Origin of the sequence: Sphingomonas hengshuiensis (assembly GCF_000935025.1) — a bacterium.
Classification (GTDB): domain Bacteria; phylum Pseudomonadota; class Alphaproteobacteria; order Sphingomonadales; family Sphingomonadaceae; genus Sphingomonas; species Sphingomonas hengshuiensis.
In genome coordinates, this window is record NZ_CP010836.1 from 4,239,884 (window position 1) to 4,266,762 (window position 26,879).

Consider the following 26,879-nt stretch of genomic DNA (forward strand, 5'->3'; position numbering starts at 1 on the left):
CTTCACTCCATTCCGAAATCGATGCGCCCGCCGGGGACGGGTGCGAAAAGACGTTGCACAGCGCCCGTCAGCTTCCTGACACGAGCAGACACGAAGCGCCGATAATTCGAGATATTGCGTGGGCCGATGCCATGTTCGGCGCTGAAACTGCCGCCGTATTCACGCACTACAGTGTCGAAGATGATAGCCCGTGCGCGCTCGACGGCGGCAGCGTCGACCGGACCAGAATCACGCGGCCAAACACAGTTATAATGAAGGCCGCCATCGCCGATGTGACCGAAATCGTGCGGCACCAGTGCCGGCACTTCTGTCGCAATCCGGGCAGCTACATCGTCGCGGAAGCGCATCACCTGGCCGCGCGTCAAGGCGATATCGCAGGCGACGACGGTGCCGCTGGCGCGCAACCCTTCGGGGACGGCATGCCGGATGGCCCACAGGCCGTCGCGATGGTCGATTGCGACATCCAGGATCGGCGCATCATCACCCTCCATCAGCGGCGCGAGCAGTTCGGCAAGCTGCTCTTCCAGCCATTCGGCCTCGAACGCCGCCCCTGCGGAGATTTCCAGCAGCACGACATAAGGCGGGGTGGGTGCGAACGGCGCGCGCAGACCCGGGACGTGGCCTAGCGCTGCCTCGAATGCTTTGGGGCCAATTCCTTCGAATGCAGTCAACAGGGTGCCCAGACCGCCCTCCAATACCCGCAGCAGGTCCAGAACTTTGTGCGGATCGCGCAGGGCCACCATCGCGGTCAGCTGAACTGATGGCAGAGGTTGAAGCGCTACTGTCACCCGCGTGACAATGCCCATCGACCCGCCGCTCCCAACCAGCAGCTGCTTCAGGTCGATACCGGTATTGTTCTTCCACAGCGGCGCGCCCAGCGTCAGTCGCGTGCCTTTGCCATCCGCCATGACGACGTCGAGCACCATCAGGTTCGCGCGCACATCGCCATAGCGCAGCAGTCTTGCACCGCCCGTATTGGCGGCAACCATACCGCCCAGCGATGGATCGGCGCCAAGATCCACTGGGAAGAACAGGCCGTGTTCAGCAGCCGCTGCATTCAATGCGGACAGGCGCACGCCGGCATCAACCGTCGCGGTCCGGTTCTCAGGGTCGATCGAAATATAGCGTGAAAGGCGGTCGAGGTTGATGACTAGATCACCATTTTCCGCGAGACCAGCGCCCGCCAGCCCAGTGCAGGCGCCTTGTACCACGAGACGCAAACCCTCGTCCGCTGTCAGTCGTACCAAAGCAGATACGCCCTGTTCATCGACCGGCCGCACTACGGCTAGCGGTAGCCCGCCGCCCATACCGCGACCGTCCATACGATAACCGGCCAGATCATCGGAGTTCACCAAGACATTGGATGCTCCCACAATGCCCCGTAAACGCTCGAGGACCCCCTCATTAGATGGCAGGGAGGTGCTCATGCCGCCTTAGTCATGTGGAAGATTCCGGTCGCGTTGCCGCTGTCGAAGGAAAGGTCGAGGACGCCTGTATCGGGATCAAGATCCCGGCTTATGAATTCATAGAACGAACCTGGAACAAAAAGGGTCTGGTCGCCTTCAGGCGTGGAAAACTTCCTTTCGATCATGTCAGCTCGATAAGCGGTCTGCCGGACACGTCCCTTGCGCGAGACCTCGATTTTTTCTTTCATCGGTCGCCCCATTGCCTTTTGTTCCGCAGCCAGCTTGTCGATGTCGGGGACACGATCGGTCGCGTGATTGAAGGCGTTACCTTCGGTGGCGATCCAAGCTGCTTCCTTGGACACGATCTTCAGCACTTCGTAATCGGCAAGTGAGGGCTGGGCATGTTGGCGATCGAACGCTCGCACGAGAGTAGGCAGCACCCGCCTCGCTTCTTCGAAGGACAGCGCCTGCCCAGCGGCGAAACGTGCCAGCGCGGCGTTTGCAGCCGCATCGAGCGGATCCTGCGAGGTGCCGAACACGCGCTGCGCCGCCGCGCCGAACGCCTCATCGAACTCCTCGACATGCAGTTCGCTGACGAAGAATTGTGGGATCGTCTCGGGAAAATCACGATGACGATAGGCCCGGCCCGTCATCTTCAGGGTAGGAAGCGGGTAGATAGCGGCGACTTCGTAGCCAAGGGGCTCTAGGATGCGCCGGAAGGCAAGTTCGCCCTGCGGCAGCAGCCCAGTCATGCCATCCGGGAAGCGAATCGTTCGGATTGCACCATGATCGAAGCAGACCTTGCCCCCGGACCAGCGCACATCGTCGACATAAGTTGCACCGCTCGGCACGCGGTAAAGAAGGTCGGCGAACAGGACGAGGTTCAGTGCCGCAGCGAAGCAGGAGCGAGTTACGCCCTGACCGTCGGCCTGGGCTGCGGGCACCATCGGCTCAAGCAGGTTCTCAATGTAATCCCGGCGGCTTTCATCTAGAAGTGTCCCGGCCAGTGCTAGCGCACCGCATTCATTCTGAACGATCATGTTTGAGGAACTCCCTTGGGCCAATTGAGGACCTTATGAACCTGTGATAGTGATTCACGAAATCGATTAGGATCATCTACAAATGACGTTTTGGCATGAGTGAGAGCCGGCGCCTCCTGCCACCGATGTCCGCGCTCAACACTTTTGTGGCAGCCGCTCGCTATGACAGCTTCTCGCGCGCAGGCGAACAAGTGGGACTGACTCAAAGTGCCGTCAGCCGGCAGGTCGCTATACTTGAGGACTGGTTGCAGACCCCGCTGTTCGATCGGCGCGGGCGGCGCGTTTCGCTCAACTCCGCAGGGCAGGCTTATGCTGACCAGATCCGCCCTGCTCTCGACCGCGTTCGCGCAGCAACCGAGCGGGCTCTGCGGCACCGCGAAGGTCGAGAACTTTTGATTGCTACGCTGCCCAGCTTCGGAATGCGATGGCTTGCCCCGCGACTGCCCGAGTTGACCCTTCGTCATCCAGGCATGACGGTCAGCTTCTCCCTACGGTCGCTTCCCTTTGATCTGAGGGACGAGACGTTTGATGCTGCAGTGCATTTCGGGCAACCGGACTGGCCGAACGGATCGCATCTTTTTCTCTTTCGTGAAGAGGCGATCGTCGTCGCGGCGCCGGATTGGCTCGCAGCTCATAGGGTTGCTTCGCCGGAGGATCTCGTTGGCCTGCCACTGCTTTCGCAGTCCTCCCGCTCCACTGCTTGGTCGCGATGGTTCGCGAGTTGCGGCATAGCCTGTCCGGAAACGATCGTTGGCGCCAAGTTCGAGCAGTTCCTTATGCTTGCGCAGGCGGCTGCAGCCGGTGCAGGCGCCGCCCTGATCCCACGGTTCTTGATCGAACCTGAAATTAAGTCTGGGACTTTGGTGCAGCCTTTTGCGCAAACCCTGTCGAGCGACGATGCCTATTACCTTGTCACCCGTCTTGATCGACCCGACGATGTATCGGTTAATATGTTCCGGGATTGGATCGCAGACCATGCAGAAATAGAAGCTTCGTCCCTCACAAGCTGAGCGCTAATGAGACCTGCGCGGGTGGGTGTAGACGGGCACGAATGTTGCTAGTTCTATGGGTTTTCCGAGGAGGAGGGCATCGGGTGGCGCAGCGTTCGATTGGTCAGGAGCGGTTTGGCTTTGCGGAGCGCAAGCGGGCGACTTCGTCGCTCGACGGGCTTGCCTATCGCGGCAATCCCCGAGAAGGGATCACGCTGCAACTCGCGCTCGACCAGCGCGGCGAGACCCACCATGCCCTTCCGGAAGTCGACCGGCTTGACCGCCACCAGCACCTTCAACGGCCCCGGCGGAATGATCACCGCGCTACCTTCGCCGCCAGCAAAACACGCTCGATATGATCGGCGCTGGCCCCGTCCGGCACCCGGATCGTCATGCCGCCAAGCTCGATCAGGATTTCCCCGCACGCCCATCAGACATGGCCAACTGAGCGACAATCGCCGACACGAACGCCGTTTCGTCGCCCGCCTGCATCCGGTCGCGCGCCTCGCGTCGCCAAGCGTAGAGATGCTGATCCGCGCCGCCTCCGTCCGGCTTGCTCCTTCGTAGATCGCCGCCAGCGCCAGCAAGCGCCGCGTTTGCGCGCCGTCCTTCGAATGGCAGGCCGCCTTTCTCACAGAGGACGCATCATAATCCGGGCGAAGCGGGATCGGCATGGCAAACTCCTATCCGTTTGCCAGGTTGAATCAGCGATCCCCGATAGCTGCAACCCATTCGAGTCACGATCTCCGAGCTTTGGTATAAGGCCCCGCCCGGCAGCAGAAATATCTGAGGTGTCAGGGGGCCGTGCGCCGATAGCTTTCGGTCGCACCCATATCACCCTTCCCCTTATAACGGGACAGGGCGGGCCACGGGTAAAAGGCGCGCTGCCGCATCGGTGCCGTTCCGGGCATGTCTCCCATCATCAGTTGCGACGGGGCGACCTTCTGTTCAACCCAGCGAACAAGCGCGGATTGCGCATCGAACACGAACGGGCCGGTGCCGCCGCTGCCATGGGCCATTCCGGGAATGACATAGAGTTGGACGAAATCGGCGACCGTGCCTGCCCCCATCTTCTTGTTGACCTCCGCGAACCAGTCGATGGTCATTGCCGCCGAAACCATCGCATCGCCCCAACCATGAACGATGATCATCTTGCCGCCGCGTGCGTGAAAGGCGCTGAGGTCGATCGCGTCAGGGTCCAGCGTTCGCGACATCTCGTCGATCCTGGCCTTTTCCTTAACATAATGAAACTGGGTCCAGTCGTAGCCGGGACCGGGATTGTCCTTGACCGCCATGTAGCGCAGACCCGTGGCCGCGCCGGTCAGGGCGAAGGGGATGCCCGGTACGGCCGGGCCGGGCGGCGGCAGGATTGACCCTGCCCAGTCCATTTCAGACCCGATGTCGACCGGATAATCGAAATAGGTTTCCCCCCGCTCGTTCGTCGGCTTCGTATAGATTTTGCGCAGCGCCGCGACCTGGGCACCGTTCAGGCATTCGTTTTTGCCTTCCGATTGTCCCGCCTTGCACAGCAATATGGCAGGATCGTACCGGCATTGGCGCGGGTCGTCGATCACGCCGTCCCTTGCGCCGTCCAGAGCATCGCATGCCTGCGTCACCGAACGATGGATTAGGGGGATTTTGTCGGACGCCATGACCGGGCGTTTCCCGTCGGGGTAGACGGCCAGTGCCAGCCAGGGAAAATGGGCGGCGTTTTTGGGGTTATAGTGGACGACCGGGGCCTTCACGAATACGCCGTCAAAATCCTCGGGATAGCGCTGAACCGTCATCAGCCCGGCATTTCCCCCCTTGGAAAAACCGGCAATGTAGCTGTGGTGCGGCCCCTTGCCGTAAAATTCCGATATGATGGCTTTTGCCGCCTGTGCCGACACATGATTGGCGCGATAGGCAAAATCGACGCGGGCCTGTTGGTTGTTATGGGCCCACACCCCGTCGAAGGGGGCTCGACCATAGTGGCCGCCATCGTTCGTCAGCGTCGCATAGCCGCCGTGCAGGCCGGGCACGACGATGTCTTCCCCCACCTTTCCGCACCACGCGTCACAGGCCGCGAGCATGAAGCGACCGTTCCATGCATTGGAAAGGGGTAGCGAAAGGCTGAATTTAACGGACGGCGTGATATATCCTTCTACCTTGCAATGGGTCGGATAGACGGAGATTTCCTGCATCGGATTGCCTTGCGAATGGCTTCGCCGCACGAACATCATCCGTTCTTGCGGGGAAGCGACCCGACCTGCAACGACTGCGGTCGAAACGATGACGCCCGGCGTGTCGGCCACCGTTTCGATGTTAAGATTGTTGATCGCGTGGCATCGGGCCGCAAATTCCGCCGGAACGGCGGGAGTTGCTGGCGCGGGTTCGGCCTGTGCCGACGGTATGGTGGCAAGTGCCGCTGTCATAATGACGGTCATAGTTTCGAATATTTTCATCAACCCCCCTGTCTGGCTGGAGCGCTACCCTCAGCCCCCGGCTCAGCCTGCCTTTTCAGGCACCTGCCGCTTGAGGGTAGTTATCGACCGACCGAAACAATAACGCACACATTGCATTTTGCAATCGCATAGGTTGTGTACGGCAAGTCCTGCAAATTGTGGCCGGGCACGCTGACTAGGGCCTGTGGGGATTCATCGAGATTTGATGATGGCGGCAGCGAGGTAGATCATGGCCTCGAAGCTGCGGTCTGTTTTGCAGGCGCGCATGGCGATGCGCTTGAACTCTTTGAGTTTACAGAAGAAGTTTTCGACGAGGTGGCGCCACGTATAGATGGCGGCATCGATCTTGAGCTTCTGTGCGCGGCCGGGGTGCTGCGAGATGACGACGCGGGCGCCACGCTCGTTGAGTTCGGTGACAAGCGCATTGCTGTCGAAGGCCTTGTCGGCGATCAGCCCGTCAAAGGCGATGCCGTCAATGAGCGGCGGCACCTCGACGCTGTCATTGCGCTGGCCCGGCATCAGCCGGAAGCGCACCAGATTGCCCAGCGCGTCGGTGAGCACCAGGATCTTGGTCGTCATGCCGCCCTTGGAGCGGCCAATGGCCTGGCTCCGAGTCCCCCTTTTACGCCCTGCCCGTGGCGGTGGACCTTCACGATCGTGGCATCGACCATGGCGTATTCCATATCCGGATCATCCGACAGCGCATCGAATATACGCCTGAAAACATCGGCTTCCCGCCAGTCGCGGAACCGCCGAAACGCCGTGCTCCAGTTGCCGAACCGCTCCGGAAGATCGCGCCATGGACTGCCCGTGCGAGCAATCCACAGCACTGCCTCCAGGAACAGCCGGTTGTTCCTCCCGCTACGTCCGGGGTCGCTCGGCTTGCCCAGGCACTGCGGCTCGATCTTCGCCCACTGGGCGTCCGTCAGAATATCTCGATCCATCCGCAGCGTGATGATGTGGACGCCCCCGCATGATCGAAGCTCCCAAGATTCATGGCGACGAAACGCCGGTCACATTGCTCATGGGTGAGGAGGCTTGGTTTACCGACGTCATCGCGCGTATCGGCAACCACCCGATCAACCGGATCGACGAATTGCTGCCATGGAACTGGCATGCGGCGAGAGAAGTCCAGAACCTGGAGTATGCTGCTTGAGCAACGCCTTCATCGTGCGGATGACAATCACCTTGGACGACGTGACCCCGGCCGTCAGCCGCGTGATCGAAGTGCCGCTGGGTATCCGGCTTGACCGTCTTCACAGCGTCTTCCAGGCGGCATTGGCGTGGACGGACAGTCATCTGTGGGAGCTGACCTTCGGCCGTACTGGCTTCGGCATCCCGGATCCCGAATATGGCTTTGGCGGTCCGCTCGATGCCCGCAAAACGACCTTGGGTCAGGCTCTGGAGGGGATGAGGGGCAAGACCTTCCGATACCTTTACGACTTCGGTGATGCCTGGGAGCACAGCGTCAAAATCCAGGGCATCGCTCCGGCCGAGCCCCAAGGCAGCTATCCTCGCCTGCTCGCAGCGACCGGCATGCGACCGCCAGAGGACTCAGGCGGACCTTGGGGCTATGCCGAGATGCTAGAGGCTCTCGCCGATCCGACCCATGAATACCATGAGGAGGCGTTGGAAGCCTTGGGCGACGACCATGATCCCGATGCTCAGCCCGACGTCGACCTCATCCATAACCGCTTAGCAGTGCTCGCAAAGAAATGACCGGCCCCCACTGAGTGGTCCGTGCTGATTGTTAGTGCATTGTCACCTCCATCGCCAGTGTCGCCCGGAGGTGGAGCGAAGCGGAACCGGAGGGCGGCACTGGCGATGGAACGGCTTCCGGGGCCGGTGGGCGGTAGCCCAGGCTGCTGTGCGGGCGAACGGTATTGTAGAACGCGGCAACGGAACGCCCACGGGACCGATGTTCGCGAGATTCTCTATCGGTGGCACCCTTGGGCGGGGCGGCGGGTTCACATTCATGAGACCGTCGAGCGGGTGGGCTTGAACATTTACCGCTGCAGTATCGGCGGTTCGATGTCGGAGCGCTGTCTTGAGGTTCCGGCATGGATGTTCGATCGCGGGATTTGCGCCAAGGTGCGTTTCGGCGCTGCTCCCCATGTTGATATTGGCGCGCTGGTTGACCTGGTAAAGCTGCTGCGGGGGACGCGCCCTATTTCGGCTCCGCCGATTTCGGGCGCAGCATCGGGCTCTCACGACTCGCATCGAGGAGGCCTTCATGCCGCGCAAGCCCATGACGTTTCAGTTCGATCTGTTTTCCAGCCCTCGCGATCCCGGGATCGCGCAGATGCCGCAGTGGCGGGCTCTGCCGATAGCGACGCGCCAGAAGTTGATGCCGCTGATCGTGCGCCTGCTCCTCGACCACGCCACCGCCGATCCCGCCCTGGCCAGGGAGGAGATGCGCGATGATATTTGAGAAGATCGGCCCCCAGCATCTCGGGCGCAAGGCGATCCTTTATGTGCGGCAGTCGTCGGCGCATCAGGTCCTGCACAATCGGGAGAGCAGCGCCTTGCAATACGCCATGCGCGATCGCCTCGTGGCGCTGGGCTGGTCGCGCATCGAGACCGTCGATGACGATCTCGGGCGATCCGCAGCAGGCGGGGTGACGCGTGCCGGTTTCGACCGGATGGTGGCCGAGGTCTGCCTCGGCAAGGTCGGCGCCGCCGCGGCGCGGGAAGTCTCGCGTTTCGCCCGCAACAGTCGCGATTGGCAGCAACTCATCGAGATGTGCCGCGTCGTCGATACTGTACTGATCGACCAGGAGATCGTGCGCCGCGCCAGGGCAACGATCGGCTGCTGCTGGGCCTGAAGGGAAGCCTCAATGAGTATGAGCTCGACCTTCTGCGGCAACGTTCTCTCTCGGCGCGCTATGAGAAGGCCCGCCGCGGCGAACTCATCGTCGCCGCTCCAGTCGGCTTTGTGAAAGCAGGGGGTCGGATCGAGAAGGATCCCGACCGCCGTGTCCAGGAAGCGATTGCCCTCGTCTTCGACAAGGTGTCCGAGCTCGGCAGCGCGCGGCGGGCGTTGCTCTGGTTCAGAGAGCATGGCCTGGATTTGCCCGCAAGACGCAACAACGGTGATGTCGTGTGGCGCAGGCCAAGTTATGCGACGATCCATCGGATGATCGATAACCCGATCTACGGCGGCGCCTATGCCTATGGTAAAACAAGTGTCGTAGCCGGATATGATGGTACCACCATGCGGTCGAGGAGTCGTCGCAAAGGGCGGGATGAGTGGCTGGCGCTGATCCCCGGCTCACATGAAGGGTATGTCAGCTGGGAGCGATCGGAGGATATCCGTAAACAAGTGAGCGACAATGTCCCCATCAGCCGACATCACGGCGCCCCGAAGCACGGCGACGCCCTCCTCGCAGGGCTGGTTCGCTGTCGGCGCTGCGGACGCAAGCTGACCGTGCGCTACACCGGCACCAAGCACGATATTCCCCGTTACTCCTGCTGGCGCGGCCTACTCGATAATGGCGAACCGCGCTGCATCGCCTTCGGCGGATTGCGCGTCGATGACGCGATCGAGCAAGCGCTCATCCCGGTCATCGAGCCCGGCGCGATCACGGCCGCAGTCGAGGCCGAGACACAGGCTTCCGGTCACCGCGACCAGGTTCGGGACGCGCTGACGCGCGATCTCGAGGCTGCCAGCTACGACGTGGATCGGGCCTTCCGGCAATATGACGCCACCGATCCGCAGAACCGACTGGTGGCGGCAGAGTTGGAGACGAGATGGAACCGGGCGCTTGCGCGGGTCGGCGAGATCGAGGCTCGGATCGCCGCGCACGATGGATCAACACCGGATCGAGCATCACTGTCTTGCGCCGATATCGCCGAGCTCGCGACCGATCTCAAAGCCGTCTGGACGGCTCAGCGGACCAACGCACGTCTCAAGAAGCGCATCGTGCGCACCCTCATTCATGAGGTTGTCGCCGACATCGACGATGACGCCTCCGAGATCGTCCTGCTGGTCCATTGGGCCGGTGGCATTCATAGCGAGTTGCGGTTGCCGAAGCGACGCCGCGGGCAGCGCAACGCGACATCTGCCGATATCCTCGCTGCCGTCCGGCAACTCGTTCTCATCGCCAGTGACGATCTGATCGCTGGCATCCTCAACCGCAATGGTCTGATGACGGGCAACGGCAATCGCTGGACGCGCGAACGTGTCACTGCGCTCCGGTCGCATCACAGGATTCCAGTGTTTCGGGCCGCGCCGGATGGAGACGAGCCGTGGCTCAACCTGAGCGGCGCCGCGCGCCATGTCGGCGTTACCGCCAAGACGCTTCGGCTCGCTGCCGAAGCGGGTGATATCGAAGCGATCCATCCCTTGCCCGATGGGCCTTGGATATTCAGCAGAGCCGAGCTTACCGGTCCAGGCGCTCGACAGATCGCCGACCGCGCGCGGCTGAACCCAAAATACCCCACGGGATCGCACCCCGATCAGCAAAGCCTATTCACTTCAACAACATAGACAGATGGGTGTTATGAAACAGGATTGTAATAGGTGATCCACCGGCCGAGGCCAGCCGCAACTCCGAGCCGGTCTCGAAGGCATGAAGGTAGACGCATTCGTACTTCAATGACCGCCAAAGGCGTTCGATGAAGACGTTGTCCATCCAGCGGCCCGTCCCGTCCATGCTGATGCGGACCTCGGCGTCGCGCAGCACGCTGGTGACGGCTTGCGACGTAAATTGGCTGCCCTGGTCGGTATTGAAGATCTCGGGCGCCCTGGAACTGGGCACCTCGGATGCAGGTTGCTAAGGCCGCCTGATGTCGGAACCGTCGATGGTGTTCACCGCTCGCTACGCCGCGAGATGGCTCGGCGTCGACATCGACGTGGTCGAGGTACTTGCCCGGGAGATGGCCCCCGAAGACGGTTGCCTCGCCGTCATCGACAGCCTCGACGACGACGCTGTCTCCACAACAGCGTTCACCCGGCGCGGTCTCGACCACCTCGACGAACTTCTCAATCAGCGGCGCTCGGACTTCATGCAGGAAAGCTGACACCACCCGCGGCCTTCGGCGGATGGATACGATGAAATCGGGGTCGCCGTGCTATCATTGCCTCGGCAACCTTGAGAGGTAGGGTTCTCGCTTAGCGAGCCGAGCTTACGCTCCCTTTGGGGCATTGCATGGTGAGCGCCAGCACCTGATCGACTTGGCGGACCACTTCCAACTCCACGCCCCGCTTTGCCGCTGGCATGACGATGATCCGAGAGATCATGCTGCGCGCTCGCGGAACAGCTTCGATGGCGGCATGCGGCTCAGCCAGTGCAGCCTCCAACGCCTCGACTTGCCGGCGATACTCCTCCTCCAGCCGAGGGTGGAAGCTCAGCACCGTCGGGATCGCGTCTATGCTGGAAAGCTCACGGGTCAGCCGCTCCGTGTCCGCCTTCGCCGCAGCCAGCATGACCCGTATCTCTGCAAACTCGCTGCCGCCATCCGCAAAGGCTTCGAGCATACGCTTCGCCTTGCGCTCCGCCTCGCAGAGCTGGCGCTCGATTCGCGCGCGATCACGGGTGAGGGCGGCTGACTGGCGCGCGAAGTCACGATGGTATTCGCGGACATAGGCGGCCACCACGTCGGGGGCGAGCATGTTGGCCTTCAGATCGGCGAGCACGCGGCGCTCATATTGGCGCGTCGCGATGTTGCGGTTGTTGGCGCAGGCATTGCCCAGGCGGTGGCGGCTGCATCCCCAGTTGAGGCTGCTGATCTTGATCCACGGTCCGCCGCAGACGCCGCATTCCCCCAGGCCTGAAAGCAGATGCTTCGGCCGGCGCTGTCGATCGACGGGAACGCCTCTGTTCGCTTCGATGCGATCATGGACCCGCTGCCAGAGCGCGTCGTCGACAATGCGCAGGTCGGGCACATCGTGCTCGACGATAGCCGTCCGGTCCGGGTTGGGCCGCATCAACTTGCGCCGCGTCACCGGGTTCATCGCCGACTTGGATCGGCCGTAGACCAGCTTGCCCAGGTAGACGCGATTACGAAGGATGCCGAAGCCGGTCTTGTTGTGGCCGAGGATCGTGCTCGTCTGCCAGATCGCGCCGCCGCGCGGCGGTCGCACACCCTCTGCATTAAGCGTCATGGCGATGGCGCGCGGGCTGATACCGGCGGCGTACTCGCGGAAGATCCTGCGCACCACCTCTGCGCGCTCCGCATCGATTTCGCGTAGCCCGGCGACGAGCTGACCGCGCTCGTCCAGCCGATTGGCGATGCGGTAGCCATAAGCTACGCCGCTGGACGCCCGGCCCCGGTTGATGTTGGCGATATGGCCGCGCCTGCTGCGCGCTGCGAGATCGGTGCGGAACTGAGAGTCGGTAAAGCCCTTGATCAGGCCGATGATCGGCGTGACCGTACCGTCGAACAGGGTAAAAAGCCGTGCTCCGGCGAATTCCAGCCGTTCGCGGATCATGTGCGCGTCGGCAACGTGTCGGGAGACGCGATCCGTGGATTCGGCAAGCACCTGGTCGATGCCGCCGCCCTCCACCAAGCGGAGCATAGAACTTAGGCCGGGGCGCTGATCTTCGCCGATACCGGCGGCGCCGGAGGTCGCGACATCCTGAAACACGGCGATGACCGGCCAGCCTTCGCGATCGGCGCGCTCACGGCAGACGGCAATCTGATCTTCGGCGGAGCGAGGATTCTGGTTATCGCTGCTGAAGCGGGCGTAGATCACGGTACGCACCGAATATCTCCCTTTTGGAGCGAAAAGCGGCTATGTCTCTGGTAACATTAGCGCGCGCGAGTGCCTCGGCGAACGCAATCATATCCGTATCGGAGCAAGTTCTTGTGGTCGCCATCACATGCGCCGGCAGAAGCTCAGGAGTCCGCAGGACATAGCGTCAGTCCGCCAGATGCTCGAAAATCGAGATGGACGTTTTTGGGCGTCCGACCGAGCCAGAGTCTCGCGAGGATGTAACGCGTGTTGGACTGGACGCTTTCGTGAGGCTGCTGTGCGCAATCGGATCATTCAGAGGGGCGCGGTTGAGGCCGGTACGGGTGAGCGCCACCTTGCGGCGGATCATGCGGTAGGGACGGTTGGACATGCGTCGATCCTTCTCGCGCTGCCTATGTCTTTTCGGAGCAGGATCAGGCGCGAGGCATGGGCGCAAGGGGCGACGTTCGATGGTCGTACTGTAGCGTGCAAAAACAAGCTGGCGTCGAGGTTGGTCTCCAGGTTCCCCGATCTTTGGCGTCTCACGCCTGCGGCGTGACCGCGCTCTACACCGTTGCGCGGCGCCGAGTCGCTCTACGGCGTTTCGGTCCCGTCGGATGACGATCGGCTAACGCGCGCCGGCAAGTGCCGGTTGAAGCGGAACGCGGGAATCAGCTGAGCGCACACTGGCGCGCTCTTGGCAGAGACGCCAGAGGTCGCAGCGTTCTTTGTGCCGCGTGGCACGCCCGATCCGGCCGGAAGGCGCGGCGGCGGCTGGCACACGGGTGCGTGCGCACGCCGCCGCGACGGTCGGCCGGATTCGAGAGAGCCGACTTTGTGCAGCGCCGCTGGCGCTGGGCAGCGCTGCGCGCTGATTGGCTGCGGTCGCGCCGCTGCGCGGCGCGGCGTTGGCCTCTGTGCAACCGGTCATGTGGGTGACGTTTCAGACCGGGCAGCTGGGTGACAGTTTCCGCGCATGGAACGCCGGTTTTGCCCGGGCTTCACTCGGACGAGCTCGTTCTTGCCGTTGATGTAGCCGAGCGGAAGCGCGCCGTAGCGGACCTCGTATTGGTCCTCCGCTATCTCGAAGATACCGATGCGTTCGCCTCTGAGCACCTCCGATACGAACAGCTCACGCCGATGCCACTTGATCGATCCGCTCAGATGAACCGGGCGGACGTGAGTGGCACCCCAATGTTCCGCGAGCGCAGCTTGCCATCCCAGAGGCGCGTGCTGGGATGATAGACCCTCGCCGGCGGGATCTGACCGAGTGCCTCATTCGGTCATTCGTCGTTGAAGATGTGCCGGAACCGCTCAAGCCGCGCCAGTTGCGCCTTCGCCGTAAGCGAAGGCGGGGTTGCTGCCTTGCGCTTGAGCGTCTGATGCATTCGCTCGTGGCGGCCGTTCTCTTGTGGTTTGCCGGGTGTGATCCGTTCTGGCGTGATCCCCATTCGCACGAAGTTGACCGCCAGCCTCGATAGCTCACCCGCGGCGGTTGATCCGAACGGCGGCCCATTGTCGGATCGGATCGCGCGCGGCAGCCCATATTCCTTGAACGCCCTGACTAGGATCGGCCACACTGTCTCGAAGTCCGGATGCTCGACCGCCTGGCAGACCAGCAGATAGCGGCTGGCCGCGTCGGTGACGGTGAACGGCAGTACCCGCACGCCGTCGCCGGTCTTCCAGAAGCCCTTTAAGTCGATGCACCAGACGTCGTTCGGTGCATCAGCACCGCGAAATGGACGCTGCGCAGTCGGCGCGCGAGGACGCAGTTTGCGAGCCCGGACCAGGCCCTCGCGTTTGAGTATGTCGCAGATAGTCGACGCCGCCGGCCACTTCCTTGGTTAGGACGCGAGCAGAAGTTGCTTGGATTCTCACGTCGCCCCCGTCTAGGTTCGATTTATGGGGGCATGGCCGAAGGTTAGGGGATTCTTCGATCGGAGCGAGCCGCTGCGCGCTCCGATGGACGATCCTTTTATTCAGATAGACAGGGCGGAGGCGACTTCGGCACTCCGCTTGCGCGAACGTGGCGCCGAACAGGGAGCTTTGGAGCTTCCCGCGACGTCCATGCAGACGCTGGACGTCGTAGAGGCCGATGTCGCCGCCTTCATTCAGGACCACTTCGAGCGTGCCCAGATTGATGCGGCAAACAGCATTCGGACTTATGATTCTCGACTCAATGCACTGTCGTTGATCGCGAATCTTAGCTCTATCCGGACGCAGGCGATGATTGCCCTGAGCGATTTCAAGGCCGAGGTTGTCAATCGTCGTGGCCGACTTACAACCAGCCGCGACGCCATCGTCGACAGCTACGCCGAGCTTCGCGACTTCCGTAAGGACAATCGTCTCAGGCGGCCCGCGCACGATGCTCCACCCAGCACTGCGACCATCGGGACCATCCTCGTTTGCTGGCTGCTCGAGACTATTGCGAACTCTATGTTCCTGCGGCTTGGTGACAGCATGGGGTGGTTGGGCGGCGTCATCGCCGCCGCGGTCGTCGGCGCGATCAACGTCGGTGTGGCCGCTGTGGTCGGGCGTGTCCTCTGGCCCTTGGTGAACCGCCGTGAGACCGGCATGCGCGTCGTCGGGTGGCTGGCTATCGCCACATGGTTCGTCCTGACCGTGACCTGGAACCTCCTCGCGGGTCATTACCGGGATGCGAAGTCGCTGGCGCTGCCCAGCCCAGAGACGGCGGCGCTCGGGATGCTCGGGTCCGGTCTAGAAAGCATCTACTCCTACGGGCTTCTCATCGCCGGTCTGGTCTTCGCCTTCGGTGCCGCGATCTCAGGCTATAAGATGGACGATCCCTATCCCGGCTACGGACCGGTATCGCGCAGACATGCTAAGCGGTGCGATGACTACGTCACCGATGTCGAGGATGCGACGGGTGAGCTGACGGCCATCCGGGACGACGCCGTCGGCGAGGCGACCGATGTGCGGTTGGAGCTCGGACGCCAACTGGCGCAGCGTCAGCAGATACTGACGCACCGGGACGCCTTCCGGCGTCGTTACGAGGAATACGCCGAGCATCTCGAAGCGACCGCGAACGCCCTCCTGCAGGAGTATCGTACCGCCAACCGATCGGCACGGTCCACCGACGCGCCCACGCGTTTCGACCAGACCTGGTCGCTGCCGCGATCTCCGTTGCCCCATGCCCCAGGTGAGGACGTGCCGCGATCGGCCATCGACGCGGCGGAAGCGGACCTTGAGCAGACGGTCACCAACATCTCGAAGGCGTTCGACGAGGCCATCGGTAGCTTCGAGCCCCTCGATGAACTGAAGAGGCGGATCGCCGATGGCTAGGTCTCCCAGGGATCGTGCTAGGGGACGGGATCGGGGCCGATCCGCGGCCTCGAACCGAGCGGGTGCCGAGAGCCGCACCGCCATGTTCAAGATCGTTGCGGTCGTGGGCGTCGTCCTAATCGTGGGCGTGGTCTATTTCACGGTGGCGTCCGCTCGTCGCGATCTCGACCCTGTCACCCTCTGTCCGACGATGGCCGACAGCGTCACCGTCCTGCTTGTCGACGTGACGGATCCGATGAACACCGCTCAACGTCAGGACTTCGCCAACCAGCTCGCGAAGCTGAAGAACTCGATCCCTCGTTACGGGAAGCTGATCGTCGCGAAGGTGGATGCGACGGGTGACCAGCTTCTCGCGCCTGTGATCACGAGGTGCAATCCTGGAACGGCGGAGGACGTCAGCTCGACGACTGGCGACCCGGCCGCCGTGCAGAGGCAGTGGGCGGACGGCTTCGACAAGCCGCTGACGCTGGCGTTCGAGCAGCTCGCCAAGGCCAGCGGTGCAGGACAATCCCCCATACTCGAAAGCATCCAGTCCACGGCGCTGACGGAATTCCAGAAGCCCGGACTAGAGAATACGCCTAAGCGGCTGATCGTCGCGTCCGACCTTCTCCAGAACACCGGAGACGTTAGCTTCTACCGTAGTCTCCCAGAACCGCGGACGTTCACGGACAGTGGCCCGTTTCGCCGCGTGCGCACTGACCTGCGGGGTGTAGACGTGGAGTTGTGGATGCTCGAGCGATCCGACGCGGCGTCGACGCAGCCGCGTTCGCTGGCTGAGCTCTGGGAACGCATCATCGGCGCCGAAGGCGGCGAGGTGCGTCGAATCTACAACGTGAGTGGGTGAGGATGAGCGATATGCAAGGCCACCAGCGGAACGTCCTCGAGGAACGAGGTTGGATCGACCGGTGGGGGTTCTTGCTGTTCGCCTTCGGCGGCGCAGGAAGCATCCTCATCGCCAAGGCGGTAGGCCTCACGGCGATCCCTGTCGCCGTCGGCGCCGCCATCGCGATGGTCGCGTACGCCTTCGTCGTCCAGACCTCAGGCACCGGACGGCTCCGCGCCGATCAGGCGGGTGACAACTGCTACTACCTAGGCCTGATCTACACGCTCATCAGCCTGGCCTATGCGATCTTCTTCTTTGATCCGGCGACGACCGCGACCACGGTAGTACAGGGGTTCGGCGTTGCGCTCGCGACGACGATCATGGGGCTCATCCTGCGCGTTTTCTTCAGCCAGAGCCGCGTGGACCTCGTCGAAACCGAGGACACCGCACGTATTGAGCTCGCGGATGCGGCAGGCAGGTTGAAGGCCGAGCTTCAGGCGATGACGGTCAGCATGAGCGACTATGGCCGCGAGACCCGTCAGACGCTTGAGGAGCTTCGCGCGCAGATCGTCGGGGACCTAATCGACGTACAGGGGCAGGCCACCAAGGCTATTGCCGAGACGGTGGCGGTAGCGAGCAAGGCAATCTCGACGGCGTCGATGTCGTCTCGCGATGGGGTCGCCGCGATGTCCGCGGAGGCCACGGCTGCGGTGAACCAGCAATCAGTCGAGGCGATAGCCCGCGCGAAGCGGATGTCGACCGCGACCGACAAGATAGTCGCCGGAATCGAGAAGCATGCCGAGGCAATGGGGGGCATCGAACGATCCTCGACAGCCATCGCAGCCAGCCTCGTCACGCTTGAGGGCGCAGCCGAGCGGACGCAGCAAAACCTTGGGGAGCTGTCTCGTCGATCCGAGGAACTGGCCGGGGCGCAGACCACGCTGGCGAAGACCGGAGACGACCTGCGTGGTGCCGTGGCGGGAATGGTGGATCAGGTGAAGGGCTTCGACGCGACGACCATGAGGTTCGACACCGCGCTTAAGTCGAGACTGGAAGAGCTGAAAGACGTGCCCGGGGACATGGCAGCACGCACCGCTGAGGCATTCCAGCGCGCATCCACGGCGATGCAGGATCAGTTCACCGCAATCGCCGGGGGGCAGCGCGAATTCGCCAATCAGCTCTCCCTCCGGACGGAGGAGAGCGTCGCGATACTCGATCGTCACAACGCTGCGATGGAGGAGGAACTGGCGCGCTCGCGCGATAATGTCTCGAAGGTCCACGGCGCGCTGGTCGAGATGACCGGGACGCTCGTTTCGCGGGTTCGGACGGCAGACGCGTGAACGATCCGCAGCTCGATTTACGTCAGGACAAGTCATACAGACGTGGTCTCGTCCTCGGATTGACGATGGCCGAAGTTATGATCCTGCTGCTGTTCGTCCTCCTAATGGCCTTGGCGGCCGCGTTGCAGAACCGCGATGATCGGATTCGCGTCCTGGACGGCGGTGGCGCTTCCCGAATGGTGGAGGAGTTGCAGCGTGCCTACCCGCAGGCGAAGAGCTCCGACGACTACTTCAAGGAGTTGACTCGCGCGATCGAGGCCAGGCGGCAGGTCGAAGAGGCTGGCGCGAAGGACGGGACGAAGAACCTCCTCGCCGACGCCGAGGTTGGGCGTCAGGTCCGCGAGGCCGCCGCGTCGAGTGGCGTCAAGGACCCGGAGAAATTCGTTAAGGAGGTCGTGGCGGCATCGACCAAGGGACGGAAGGGCCAGTGGCCGCCGTTCTTCAGTCTGAGCGAGGCCGGTGGATACTTCTTTGATAGCGGCAAGGCGACGTTGCGGCCTGAATTCGAGCGTAGCCTGAGATCGGAAGTCATCCCGATGCTGGCGAAGAGCGTGGCCGACTACGACGTCGACGTCATTGAGGTTATTGGCCACACTGACGAGGTTCCGATGTCGGGCATTAGCAATCTGGACGCCGCTCTCATCCAGGCTTCGGTCGGTCGCGTGCCCATCGGCGCCTTGCGGTCAAATGATAATGCAGGGCTGGCGATGGCGCGCGCCGTTGCTGTTGTCCAGCAGCTTCGGGCGGATCCCCGACTTCGGGGGGCTGTCATCCTGCCATTGTCGGGCGCACAGATGATCGTGCCTGTCGATGGGGTGGCGAACGGCTCCGCTCGGGGCAGCGACCAGCGCCGGCGCCGCATCGAAATCCGACTTAGGAAATCGACCCAGCAGGCGTCGCCGGTGGTGAGGAGGTAGTTCGATGGACCAGCTCGACGTCAATCTATCGGAACTGCGGATTGCGCTGGTTGAGAAGCGGCGGGCCAGAGCTTCTCGCATAACGCCCGTCGCGCGCATGGGCGACGATGGCGGCAATCACGATGCGTCGATGATTTCCGAGGTGTCGTGCGACCAGTCGCCCCCCCGTTCCATCGAGCCGGAACAGGCCCGCAGCTGGTTTCAGCGCTTGTTTGGCGCCTAATGTCCGCGCGAGGCAGCCGTGGGGTTCGAGCTGGCCGCCGCGGCCGTCGCTCCGAAGTGCGAGGCGACCGACGTGGGCGGCTCGGAGTGTCCGAGCGCTTTCTCCTCGCGGCGGTGTCATTGATCTTCGTCGGTGTTTTCGCATTCACCTACCTTTACGCCGATCGTAATCGTCGTTCGGCGCCCCTCGCAGCGTTTGGTGCGGATCGACCTTTACCGGTTGATATCGTGGATGCACCACGCGAGCCCCCCGGCAATCGAGCGATTGCCGATATACGGACACCCACTCCGTCCGGGCGTCCAGTAGTCGCGGGTCCCGCACCGACCTTTTCCATCTGCCATACTGGGGGCGGCGCGAACTGCGTGGTGGACGGTGATACTGCTTGGATTCGTGGCGAGAAGATACGCATCGCTGACATCGACGCACCCGAGACGCATCCGCCACGGTGCCAGTCGGAGGCAAGTCTCGGCAACAGGGCGACGGAACGTTTGGCGGAGTTGATGAACTCCGGACCGTTCGAATTGCGGACGCTCGACCGGGACATCGATCGGTACGGGCGCAAGCTCCGGGTTCTGGTCCGAGATGGCCGGTCGCTGGGCGATCAGCTCGTTGCTGAAGGGCTTGCACGCTCTTGGGAAGGGCGACGCCGGCCGTGGTGCTGAGGGACGAGCTTTGTCAGCGATGGCGCGCGTTAATCAAGATCACCTGAACGAACGACAACTTCTGGGATCGATGTCGGACCTCGAAACGACCGGAATTAGGGCGCATAGCGGTCGCAGGCGATGCTAATTCGGCCCAAGAGATCGTGCGCGAAGTGTGGGGAAAAATGTTGGGTAGGCGACCTTTGCCAGAAATATTCTATAGGACAATTAGTGCTTTATAGTGAATTCTGAGCTTCCTCCCGGGTAGCCCCGTTCAAGTAAACAGCGGCCCGCGAGTCCTTCCCAGCAATGAAGCAGCGCAAAGCTGATGACCGACATTCGGAAATTGTACTGTTAATGCGCAATTTGCTTCGGCGAACTCATCGCCATAATGGCCCGAGACGAAGCGCGAGCGCGGGTGCGGCAGGGGCAGCACCGGCAACTGGACGGCGTCGAACAACCGCATCCCGTGCGCATAGACTTCCAGTTCGCGCGGGTGGACGACGTCCTCGGCATCGTGGAGCACGATCGCAAGCGCCGTGAACCCCTCCGCCGCCTCGTCGCGGAGCAGCGCGCGCCACAGCGCATTGAGGCAATCGGCCTTGGTCGTCGGCCCGGGCACCGCGCCGATCACCAGCCGCACGCGCGGATCGCCTGTTGCCACCTCGGCGACCGCGGCGATCGTCGCGGGATCGTTGGGATAGGTCCCGACATAGAGCGCGAAGTCGGTCGCGCCGAACCGTGCCAGCGCGCTGCGCAGCATCGCGCCGATCACTGCCGATTCGTCCCATGCCGGCACGAATATCGCGATGCGCCCGGCCGCCTGCACGATCTCTCCGGCCCCGGCGTCCGCAGCGCGCGCGCCAAGGCGGACGAGCCCCCGCAACCGGCGCATGGCGTAGAGGATGTCGACCAGCAGGTCGTCGAGACCGCCGACAAGGAAGCCCAGCGCCGCGAACAGCGTCGCCTCGCGTACGGCCGCATCGATTGCGGCGGTCAGCATCGCCCCCAGCTGCACCGATATCCCTCCGAATCGGACAAGCCATTAGTCATGACGTCACCGAAACGAGCAAGCCATGCGGAGGGAATAGCCGACAAAATACTCCGATTCGGCGGTTAATTCGCCGCTGGACACCCCGCCCTCCCCCGCTAGGGTGCGGCGCCAATAGGGGAGACGTGCTGTGAAGCGCATGACCAAGCTCGGAATTTTGGCGCTGCTGCTGGCGCCGCTGGGCGCGATTGCCGCGATGGGCGACAACAGCCCGCAGGTCGAACTGGCGACGCCCGGCGTGGGTGATGGCGCGATCGAGCGCTTCACCGTACGCTTCAACCAGGCGATGGTCCCCCTTGGCGATCCGCGCGCAGCGGGGCCGTTCGAAGTCGAATGCCCGGTGGCTGGCGAAGGGCGCTGGGTCGACCAGCAGACCTTTGTCCATGATTTCGCCACCCCGCTCCCCGGCGGCGTCACCTGCACCTTCACGATAAAGCCAAAGCTCAAATCGGTTTCGGGCTATGCGATCGCCGGCCAGACCAAATTCACCGTCGACAGCGGCGGCCCGATCGCGCGCGCGGTGCTGCCGAGCCGCTATGGCCGCGAGATCGAGGAGGATCAGACCTTCCTCGTCGCCGCCAACCTCGCGCCCGATCCCGCCTCAGTCGCCGCCGGCGCCTATTGCGCGGTCGACGGCATCGGCGAGAAGATTCCGGTCGATGTGCTGCCCGCCGCCGTTGCAGGCAAGCTGATCGCCGATCTCGGCACCGATCGCTGGGAGATGCAGAGCTTCCTGGAAGAAGCGGGCCTGCCCAAGGCGCTCCCCGCCGCCGAGGCCGACCGGATCAAGGCGACCGCCAGCGTTGTCGCGCTCAAATGCCGCCGCCCGCTGCCTCCCGGGCGCGACATGGCGCTGATATGGGGCAAGGACATCAAGAGCGCATCGGGACGCGCTGCGGGCACCGACCAGCGCTTCGACTTCACCGTGCGCAAGCCGTTCACCGCGCGCTTGGAATGCTCGCGCGTCAATCCGCAGGCGGGGTGCAACCCGGTGCAGGAGGCGTTCGTGCGCTTCTCCGCGCCGATCCCGCGCGCGCAGGCGGAGGCGATCCGCATCAAGCTGCCCGACGGCAAGGAACTGAGCCCCGCGCTGTCCGACGAGGACAAAAGGCGCGCGACGATCGGCGATGTGAAGTTCAAGGCACCACTCCCCGCCGCCGTCACCGCGCAGCTCGTGCTCCCCGCCGATGTCGCCGACGAGAGCGGGCGCAAGCTGTCCAATGCCGAGCGCTTCCCGCTCGAAGTGAAGTTCGACGAAGCGCCGCCGCTGATCAAGTTCGCGGCCAATTTCGGGATATTGGAGGCCAAGGAAGGCGGCGTGCTGCCCGTCAGCGTCCGCAATATCGAAGGCGCGCTGACGGCCAAGCAGATGAGCGTCGAGGGCCAGAGCCTGAAGGTAGAGGGCGGCGATGGCGAGATCGCCAAATGGCTGCGCGCGATCGACGATGCCGCCAGCACCAAGAGCGACGAAGTCAAGCGCGGCACCGAAACGGTACGCATCAACCAGACCGGCGCAAAGCCGCTGCTCACCCCCGCCACCGGCAAGCCGCTCCAGATCGGGCTGCCCGGCGCGGGCAAGGACTTCGAAGTCATCGGCGTGCCGCTGACCAAGCCCGGATTCTATATCGTCGAGTTCGCGAGTCCCAAGCTCGGCCAGGCGCTGCTGGGCCGCGCGGCGCCGCGCTATGTCGCGGCGGGCGCGCTCGTCACCAATATGAGCGTCCATTTCAAATGGGGACGCGCGTCGTCGCTGGTCTGGGTGACATCGCTCGACACCGGCCAGGGCGTCGCCGCCGCCGAGGTGCGGATCACCGACAGCTGCACCGGGCAAGTGCTTGCCAAGGGAACCACCGACAGCTCGGGCCGGCTGGGCGTGCCCGCCGGGCTGCCCGAGCCCGAAACCTATGCGAATTGCGAGAACGGTAATGCCTCGCCGCTGATGGTGTCGGCGCGCAAGGCCGATGATTTCAGCTTCACGCTCACCGATTGGGGCCAGGGCATCCGGCCCTATGATTTCGACTTGCCCTATGGCTATTCGAAGCCAGAGCAGATTTTCCACACCGTGTTCGATCGCGCGCTCGTCCGCCAGGGCGAGACGATCCACATGAAGCACATCGTCCGCCAGCCGATCGTCTCGGGCTTCGCCACGTCGCCGGCGTTCAGCGGGACTTTGCGGCTGTCGCATCGCGGCTCGGACACCAAGTACGAACTGCCGCTGACGATCGACACCAATGGGATCGGCGAGACCGAATGGACTGCGCCCCAGGGCGCGAAGATGGGCGAGTACGACATCCAGGTCGTCTATCAGCAGGATGGCGGCGAAAAGACGCTCTATACCAGCCAGTCGTTCAAGGTGGACGAGTATAAGCTGCCGACGATGAAGGCGTCGGTCGCCGGGCCGAAAGAGGCGGCGGTGCGCCCGCGCACGTTGCCGCTCGACCTGTTCGTCGGCTATCTGTCCGGCGGCGGCGCGGCGAACCTGCCGGTCGAATTGCGCGTCGGTTATTTCGAGGGATTCCCGACGCCGTCGGGCTATGAGGCGTACAGCTTTGGCGGGCGCCCGCTGACGGAGGGCGTCAAGCCGCTCAACGGCAGCGACGAGACCGACGAGCAATCGACTCCGCTCCCCCCGACCCAGACGCTGCCGGTGACGCTGGGCGCCGACGGCACCGCGCGGACGACGATCGACGTTCCCCAGTCGCTCGACCAGTCGACCAACCTGCAGGTCGAGATGGACTATCAAGACGCCAATGGCGAAATCCTGACCGCGTCGCACCGCGTGCCGATCTTCACTTCGGGCGTACAGCTGGGCATCAAGACCGATGGCTGGCTGATGAAGCAGGACGATTTGCGGCTGCGCTTCGTCGCGCTCGACACCGCGGGCAAGCCGCTGGCGAACCAGAATATCTCGGTCGAGCTGTACAGCCGCGAAATCCTGACCGCGCGGCGGCGGCTGATCGGCGGCTTCTATGCCTATGACAATCAGATGAAGACGACCAAGCTGGGCGCGACCTGCTCGGCGACCACCGATGCGCAGGGGCTGGCGACGTGCCAGATGGCGCCCGGCGTCTCGGGCGAAGTCTATGCCGTCGCGACGACGACCGACGCCAATGGCAATGTCGCGCGCTCGACGCGTTCGGTATGGCTGGTCGGCGACGAGGATTGGTGGTTCGGCGGCGACAATGGCGACCGGATGGACCTGATCCCCGAGCAGACCGAGTATAAGGCAGGCGAGACCGCCAAGTTCCAGGTGCGGATGCCCTTCCGCGAGGCGACCGCGCTGGTGACGGTCGAGCGCGAGGGCGTGCTGTCGAGCTTCGTCGTCGGGCTGTCGGGCAAGGACCCGGTGATCGAAGTGCCGATGCCCGGCGACTATGCCCCCGATGTCTATGTGTCGGTCATGGCGGTGCGCGGGCGCGTCGCGGGCTGGTCCAATTGGGGATCGAGCCTTGCGCGCGACTGGGGCCTGCCCTTCTTCTCGAAGGATGGCGGCGCGCCGACCGCGACGGTCGATCTCGCCAAGCCCGCCTATCGCCTGGGCATCGCCAAGGTTAAGGTCGGGTGGGAAGGCCATCGGCTGGGCGTGACGGTCAAGGCCGACAAGCCGAGCTATGCGACGCGCGACACCGCGAACATCGATCTCGAGGTCAAAAACCCCGACGGCAGCCCCGCCGCGCAGGCCGATGTCGCCTTCGCCGCGGTCGACGAGGCGTTGCTCCAGCTTGCCCCCAATGAAAGCTGGGACGTGCTTTCGGCGATGATGGGGGATCGCCCGCTCTCGGTGCTCACCTCCACTGCGCAAACGCAGGTCGTCGGCAAGCGCCATTACGGCAAGAAGGCGGTCGAGGCGGGCGGCGGCGGTGGCGGTGACCTGTCCGGGCTCAACCGTGAGAATTTCCAGCCGGTGCTGCTATGGAAGGGCAAGGTCGCGCTCGACGCCAAGGGCCATGCCCGCGTCCAGGTGCCGCTGTCCGACGCGCTGACCTCGTTCAAGCTGGTCGCCATCGCCACCAACGGCGCGCAATGGTTCGGCACCGGCGAGGCCAGCGTGCGCACCGCGCAGGACCTGACCATCTATGCCGGGGTGCCGACTCTGGTCCGCACCGGCGACACCTATGGCGCGATGTTCACGCTGCGCAACGGATCGAGCAAGCCGATGCGCGTCACCGCCGAAGTCGCGCTGAGCCCGGCCATCGCCTCGGGCAAGCCGCTGACGGTGGACATTCCGGCGGGCGGCGCCGCGCCGGTTACGTGGAACCTGACCGCGCCTGCGCAAGCCGGCAAGCTCAGCTGGACGGTCACCGCCAAATCCGCCGACGGCAAGGCGGTGGACCGCGTGACGGTGGCGCAGGACGTGATCAACGCGGTGCCGGTCGAAACCTGGGCCGCCAGCCTGACGCGAGTCGGCACCACCCTGCCGATCGCAGCCCCGGCGGGGGCGCTGCCTGGGTTCGGCATGGTCGAAGTGACGCTGGCCGACACGCTGGCGCCTCCGCTCCAGGGGGTGCGCGACTATATGTCCGCCTATCCCTATGGCTGTCTCGAGCAGCGCACGTCGAAGGCGATTGCGCTGGGCGACAGCGGCGCATGGACGCTGATCGCGGGCGAACTTCCCGCCTATCAGGATGGCGACGGGCTGCTCCGCTATTTCCCCGGCGAATGGCCGGGGTCGGAGGCGCTGACGGCGTACATGCTCTCGATCACCGCCGAGGCGGGGCTGCCACTGCCCGATGCGCCGCGCGCGAAGATGCTCGATGCGATGAAGGCAGTGCTCGACGGACGGCTGCGCCACGAGGATTATGGCGATGTCCGCTTCCAGAAGATCGCGGCGTTCGCGGCGCTGGCGCGGCAGGGCGCGGCGACTCCGGCGATGCTCGGCCAGCTCGGTATCGCCCCTGCCGAAATGCCCACGGCGCTGCTCGCAGACTATGCGATCGCGCTGGGCAAGGTGCCGGGGCTCGCCAATGGCGCCGCGCTGCGCGCCGCCGCCGAACAGACGCTCAAGACCCGGCTGAACTATGAGGGCACCCGCATCGACCTGAGCGACAAGGGCGCGAGCCCCTGGTGGCTGATGTCGTCGGATAACGAAGCGGCGATCAAGGCCGTGCTTGCGACGCTCGGCCGCCCCGGCTGGCAGGACGAGTCGGGCAAGATGATGGTGGGCGTCGCGATGCGCCAGCAGCGCGGCCATTGGGGCACCACTACCGCCAATGCCTGGGGCGCGATCGCGGCGCGCAAGTTCAACGCGCTGTATCCGGCGGAGGCGATAGCCGGCGTGACCACGGCGTCGTTCGGCACCACCAGCGTCAGCCGAAGCTGGCCGCTCGCCTTGCCGCAGCGGATGTTCACGCTGCCGCTGCCGTTCCAGTCGACTCCGCTCGCGCTGACCCAGGCCGGCGGCGCCGCGCCCTGGGCGTTCGTCCGGGTCAAGGCGGCGGTGCCGCTCACCCAGCCGCTGATGGCGGGGTACAAGATGACCAAGCAGGTCAGTGTGGTGCAGGGCATGACCCCCGGGCGGACGACGCGCGGCGACGTGATCAAGGTCACGATCACCGTCGAGGCCTCCGCAGAACGCAACTGGGTAGTGGTCGAGGACCCCGTGCCCGCGGGCGCCACGGTGATCGGGTCGCTGGGCGGACAGTCCCAGATGCTGGCGGCACAGGCCGATAGCGGCGAGGGCGTCTCGCCCAACTGGACCGAGCGCGGGCGCGACTCCTGGCGCGCCTATTTCGGATGGGTGCCGCGCGGGACCTTCACCGTCTCCTATGTGATGCGGCTCAACAGCGCCGGGCGGTTCAGCCTGCCGTCGACGCGCGTCGAGGCGATGTATTCGCCCGAGATTCGCGCCGCGCTGCCGAACCAGCCGGTGGTCGTCGCCGAACGGTGAAGCTGCCCCGCCTGCCGGAGTCGTTGCCTGCGCGCGTGCGCCGCTGGATCGTGCGCATCGACGGCTTTCCGCAGGCGCTTGCCGGCTGGGCCGGCGCCGAGCGGGCGGCGTGGCGCGCGCGCGGCTGGCGCGGGGTCTT

Annotated in this window: 21 protein-coding genes and 4 pseudogenes; 14 read left to right on the forward strand and 11 right to left on the reverse strand. The window is 64.0% G+C overall.

Going from position 1 to position 26,879, the window contains the following annotated elements; genetic code table 11:
- Positions 1-2: 2 nt before the first annotated feature.
- Together TS85_RS19195 and TS85_RS19200 are read right to left on the reverse strand one after the other, a co-directional pair.
- The gene (locus TS85_RS19195; protein WP_227698808.1) at positions 3-1,352 is read right to left on the reverse strand and encodes an FAD-binding oxidoreductase; all 1,350 of its coding nucleotides are present in this window, start codon (positions 1,350-1,352) and stop codon (positions 3-5) included.
- 71 nt (positions 1,353-1,423) lie between these two features.
- Positions 1,424-2,446: a 2-oxoadipate dioxygenase/decarboxylase family protein gene (locus tag TS85_RS19200; protein WP_044334370.1), complete on the reverse strand. Its 1,023-nt coding sequence runs from the start codon at positions 2,444-2,446 to the stop codon at positions 1,424-1,426.
- 95 nt (positions 2,447-2,541) lie between these two features.
- Between TS85_RS19200 and TS85_RS19205 the strand changes: the two genes are divergently transcribed.
- Positions 2,542-3,456, forward strand: a complete 915-nt coding sequence (locus TS85_RS19205) for a LysR substrate-binding domain-containing protein (RefSeq protein ID WP_044334371.1) — start codon at positions 2,542-2,544, stop codon at positions 3,454-3,456.
- Positions 3,457-3,509: 53 nt separating this feature from the next.
- On the opposite strand, the gene tnpB is transcribed toward TS85_RS19205, so the two are convergent.
- The 3 genes from tnpB to TS85_RS25010 all read right to left on the reverse strand — a co-directional run bounded on the left by tnpB (position 3,510) and on the right by TS85_RS25010 (position 6,823).
- Positions 3,510-4,109 carry an IS66 family insertion sequence element accessory protein TnpB gene (tnpB, locus tag TS85_RS25590; RefSeq protein WP_077228706.1) on the reverse strand — a complete coding sequence of 200 codons (600 nt, stop codon included), beginning with the start codon at positions 4,107-4,109 and terminating at the stop codon, positions 3,510-3,512.
- A gap of 120 nt (positions 4,110-4,229) precedes the next feature.
- Entirely contained in the window at positions 4,230-5,861 is a 1,632-nt protein-coding gene (locus TS85_RS19215) for a tannase/feruloyl esterase family alpha/beta hydrolase (protein ID WP_162184749.1), read from the reverse strand.
- 210 nt (positions 5,862-6,071) lie between these two features.
- A protein-coding gene (locus TS85_RS25010; protein WP_155006490.1) for an IS5 family transposase occupies positions 6,072-6,823 on the reverse strand; the annotation gives its coding sequence in 2 pieces (ribosomal slippage) (positions 6,072-6,493 and positions 6,493-6,823; 753 coding nt in all).
- 89 nt (positions 6,824-6,912) lie between these two features.
- Here TS85_RS25010 and TS85_RS19230 point away from each other — a divergent pair.
- Positions 6,913-7,035: pseudogene (locus tag TS85_RS19230) on the forward strand (transposase domain-containing protein); the annotation flags it as partial.
- Positions 7,032-7,598 carry a plasmid pRiA4b ORF-3 family protein gene (locus TS85_RS19235; protein ID WP_052508025.1) on the forward strand — a complete coding sequence of 189 codons (567 nt, stop codon included), beginning with the start codon at positions 7,032-7,034 and terminating at the stop codon, positions 7,596-7,598. The pseudogene TS85_RS19230 and the gene TS85_RS19235, both read left to right, overlap by 4 nt.
- 31 nt (positions 7,599-7,629) lie before the next feature.
- Here TS85_RS19235 and TS85_RS25595 read toward each other — a convergent pair.
- Positions 7,630-7,767, reverse strand: a pseudogene (locus tag TS85_RS25595) (IS3 family transposase); the annotation flags it as partial.
- 345 nt (positions 7,768-8,112) lie between these two features.
- Here TS85_RS25595 and TS85_RS19240 point away from each other — a divergent pair.
- Genes TS85_RS19240 through TS85_RS19245 form a run of 3 tightly spaced genes read left to right on the forward strand, consistent with a single transcriptional unit; the run spans position 8,113 to position 10,368 of the window.
- Positions 8,113-8,310: a hypothetical protein gene (locus TS85_RS19240; RefSeq protein ID WP_044334376.1), complete on the forward strand. Its 198-nt coding sequence runs from the start codon at positions 8,113-8,115 to the stop codon at positions 8,308-8,310.
- A complete protein-coding gene (locus TS85_RS26165) occupies positions 8,300-8,704 on the forward strand; it encodes a recombinase family protein (RefSeq protein ID WP_227698541.1) in 405 nt (134 codons plus the stop codon). The genes TS85_RS19240 and TS85_RS26165 overlap by 11 nt, the downstream gene beginning before the upstream one ends.
- Complete coding sequence (locus TS85_RS19245) at positions 8,623-10,368, forward strand: recombinase family protein (RefSeq protein WP_227698542.1); 1,746 nt, start codon at positions 8,623-8,625, stop codon at positions 10,366-10,368. Before TS85_RS26165 ends, TS85_RS19245 begins: the two co-directional genes overlap by 82 nt.
- Before the next feature lie 23 nt (positions 10,369-10,391).
- On the opposite strand, the pseudogene TS85_RS19250 reads toward TS85_RS19245, so the two are convergent.
- Positions 10,392-10,621: pseudogene (locus TS85_RS19250) on the reverse strand (transposase); the annotation flags it as partial.
- A gap of 46 nt (positions 10,622-10,667) precedes the next feature.
- On the opposite strand from TS85_RS19250, the gene TS85_RS19255 reads away from it, so the two are divergent.
- Complete coding sequence (locus TS85_RS19255; RefSeq protein WP_044334378.1) at positions 10,668-10,901, forward strand: hypothetical protein; 234 nt, start codon at positions 10,668-10,670, stop codon at positions 10,899-10,901.
- A 91-nt stretch (positions 10,902-10,992) separates the two neighbouring features.
- Here TS85_RS19255 and TS85_RS19260 read toward each other — a convergent pair whose 3' ends face one another.
- The 3 genes and pseudogenes from TS85_RS19260 to TS85_RS26170 form a co-directional block, all read right to left on the reverse strand.
- A complete protein-coding gene (locus TS85_RS19260) occupies positions 10,993-12,585 on the reverse strand; it encodes a recombinase family protein (RefSeq protein WP_044334379.1) in 1,593 nt (530 codons plus the stop codon).
- 157 nt (positions 12,586-12,742) lie between these two features.
- Positions 12,743-12,946: a hypothetical protein gene (locus TS85_RS25600; protein WP_155006491.1), complete on the reverse strand. Its 204-nt coding sequence runs from the start codon at positions 12,944-12,946 to the stop codon at positions 12,743-12,745.
- A gap of 536 nt (positions 12,947-13,482) precedes the next feature.
- Positions 13,483-14,390: pseudogene (locus tag TS85_RS26170) on the reverse strand (DDE-type integrase/transposase/recombinase); the annotation flags it as partial.
- 127 nt (positions 14,391-14,517) lie between these two features.
- Between TS85_RS26170 and TS85_RS19275 the strand changes: the two are divergent.
- From TS85_RS19275 to TS85_RS24870, 6 genes are all read left to right on the forward strand, one after another.
- Positions 14,518-15,858: a hypothetical protein gene (locus TS85_RS19275; protein WP_155006492.1), complete on the forward strand. Its 1,341-nt coding sequence runs from the start codon at positions 14,518-14,520 to the stop codon at positions 15,856-15,858.
- 82 nt (positions 15,859-15,940) lie between these two features.
- Positions 15,941-16,702, forward strand: a complete 762-nt coding sequence (locus tag TS85_RS19280) for a hypothetical protein (protein WP_044334382.1) — start codon at positions 15,941-15,943, stop codon at positions 16,700-16,702.
- A 2-nt stretch (positions 16,703-16,704) separates the two neighbouring features.
- Positions 16,705-18,021, forward strand: a complete 1,317-nt coding sequence (locus TS85_RS19285; RefSeq protein ID WP_044334383.1) for a hypothetical protein — start codon at positions 16,705-16,707, stop codon at positions 18,019-18,021.
- Positions 18,018-18,938 (forward strand): OmpA family protein, encoded by a 921-nt coding sequence (locus tag TS85_RS19290; RefSeq protein WP_155006493.1) that lies wholly within the window; start codon positions 18,018-18,020, stop codon positions 18,936-18,938. The genes TS85_RS19285 and TS85_RS19290 overlap by 4 nt, the downstream gene beginning before the upstream one ends.
- A gap of 4 nt (positions 18,939-18,942) precedes the next feature.
- Positions 18,943-19,161 (forward strand): hypothetical protein, encoded by a 219-nt coding sequence (locus tag TS85_RS25605; protein ID WP_155006494.1) that lies wholly within the window; start codon positions 18,943-18,945, stop codon positions 19,159-19,161.
- Between the two features lie 86 nt (positions 19,162-19,247).
- Positions 19,248-19,823 carry a thermonuclease family protein gene (locus TS85_RS24870; RefSeq protein ID WP_227698543.1) on the forward strand — a complete coding sequence of 192 codons (576 nt, stop codon included), beginning with the start codon at positions 19,248-19,250 and terminating at the stop codon, positions 19,821-19,823.
- Positions 19,824-20,076: 253 nt separating this feature from the next.
- On the opposite strand, the gene TS85_RS19295 is transcribed toward TS85_RS24870, so the two are convergent.
- Positions 20,077-20,820, reverse strand: a complete 744-nt coding sequence (locus tag TS85_RS19295; RefSeq protein WP_227698544.1) for a glycosyltransferase — start codon at positions 20,818-20,820, stop codon at positions 20,077-20,079.
- A gap of 172 nt (positions 20,821-20,992) precedes the next feature.
- Between TS85_RS19295 and TS85_RS19300 the strand changes: the two genes are divergently transcribed.
- The gene (locus TS85_RS19300) at positions 20,993-26,740 is read left to right on the forward strand and encodes an alpha-2-macroglobulin family protein (protein WP_044334385.1); all 5,748 of its coding nucleotides are present in this window, start codon (positions 20,993-20,995) and stop codon (positions 26,738-26,740) included.
- Positions 26,741-26,879 lie beyond the last annotated feature (139 nt).

Bases quoted from the DNA above. Each gene is read 5' to 3' on its own strand.
- TS85_RS25600 (WP_155006491.1), bottom strand. From the start codon at position 12,946: ATGTCCAACCGTCCCTACCGCATGATCCGCCGCAAGGTGGCGCTCACC.
- tnpB (WP_077228706.1), bottom strand. From the start codon at position 4,109: ATGCCGATCCCGCTTCGCCCGGATTATGATGCGTCCTCTGTGAGAAAG.
- TS85_RS19285 (WP_044334383.1), top strand. From the start codon at position 16,705: ATGAGCGATATGCAAGGCCACCAGCGGAACGTCCTCGAGGAACGAGGT.
- TS85_RS19240 (WP_044334376.1), top strand. From the start codon at position 8,113: ATGCCGCGCAAGCCCATGACGTTTCAGTTCGATCTGTTTTCCAGCCCT.
- TS85_RS19275 (WP_155006492.1), top strand. From the start codon at position 14,518: ATGGACGATCCTTTTATTCAGATAGACAGGGCGGAGGCGACTTCGGCA.
- TS85_RS25605 (WP_155006494.1), top strand. From the start codon at position 18,943: ATGGACCAGCTCGACGTCAATCTATCGGAACTGCGGATTGCGCTGGTT.
- TS85_RS19205 (WP_044334371.1), top strand. From the start codon at position 2,542: ATGAGTGAGAGCCGGCGCCTCCTGCCACCGATGTCCGCGCTCAACACT.
- TS85_RS19200 (WP_044334370.1), bottom strand. From the start codon at position 2,446: ATGATCGTTCAGAATGAATGCGGTGCGCTAGCACTGGCCGGGACACTT.
- TS85_RS26165 (WP_227698541.1), top strand. From the start codon at position 8,300: ATGATATTTGAGAAGATCGGCCCCCAGCATCTCGGGCGCAAGGCGATC.
- TS85_RS19280 (WP_044334382.1), top strand. From the start codon at position 15,941: ATGTTCAAGATCGTTGCGGTCGTGGGCGTCGTCCTAATCGTGGGCGTG.
- TS85_RS19255 (WP_044334378.1), top strand. From the start codon at position 10,668: ATGTCGGAACCGTCGATGGTGTTCACCGCTCGCTACGCCGCGAGATGG.
- TS85_RS19215 (WP_162184749.1), bottom strand. From the start codon at position 5,861: ATGACCGTCATTATGACAGCGGCACTTGCCACCATACCGTCGGCACAG.
- TS85_RS19300 (WP_044334385.1), top strand. From the start codon at position 20,993: ATGACCAAGCTCGGAATTTTGGCGCTGCTGCTGGCGCCGCTGGGCGCG.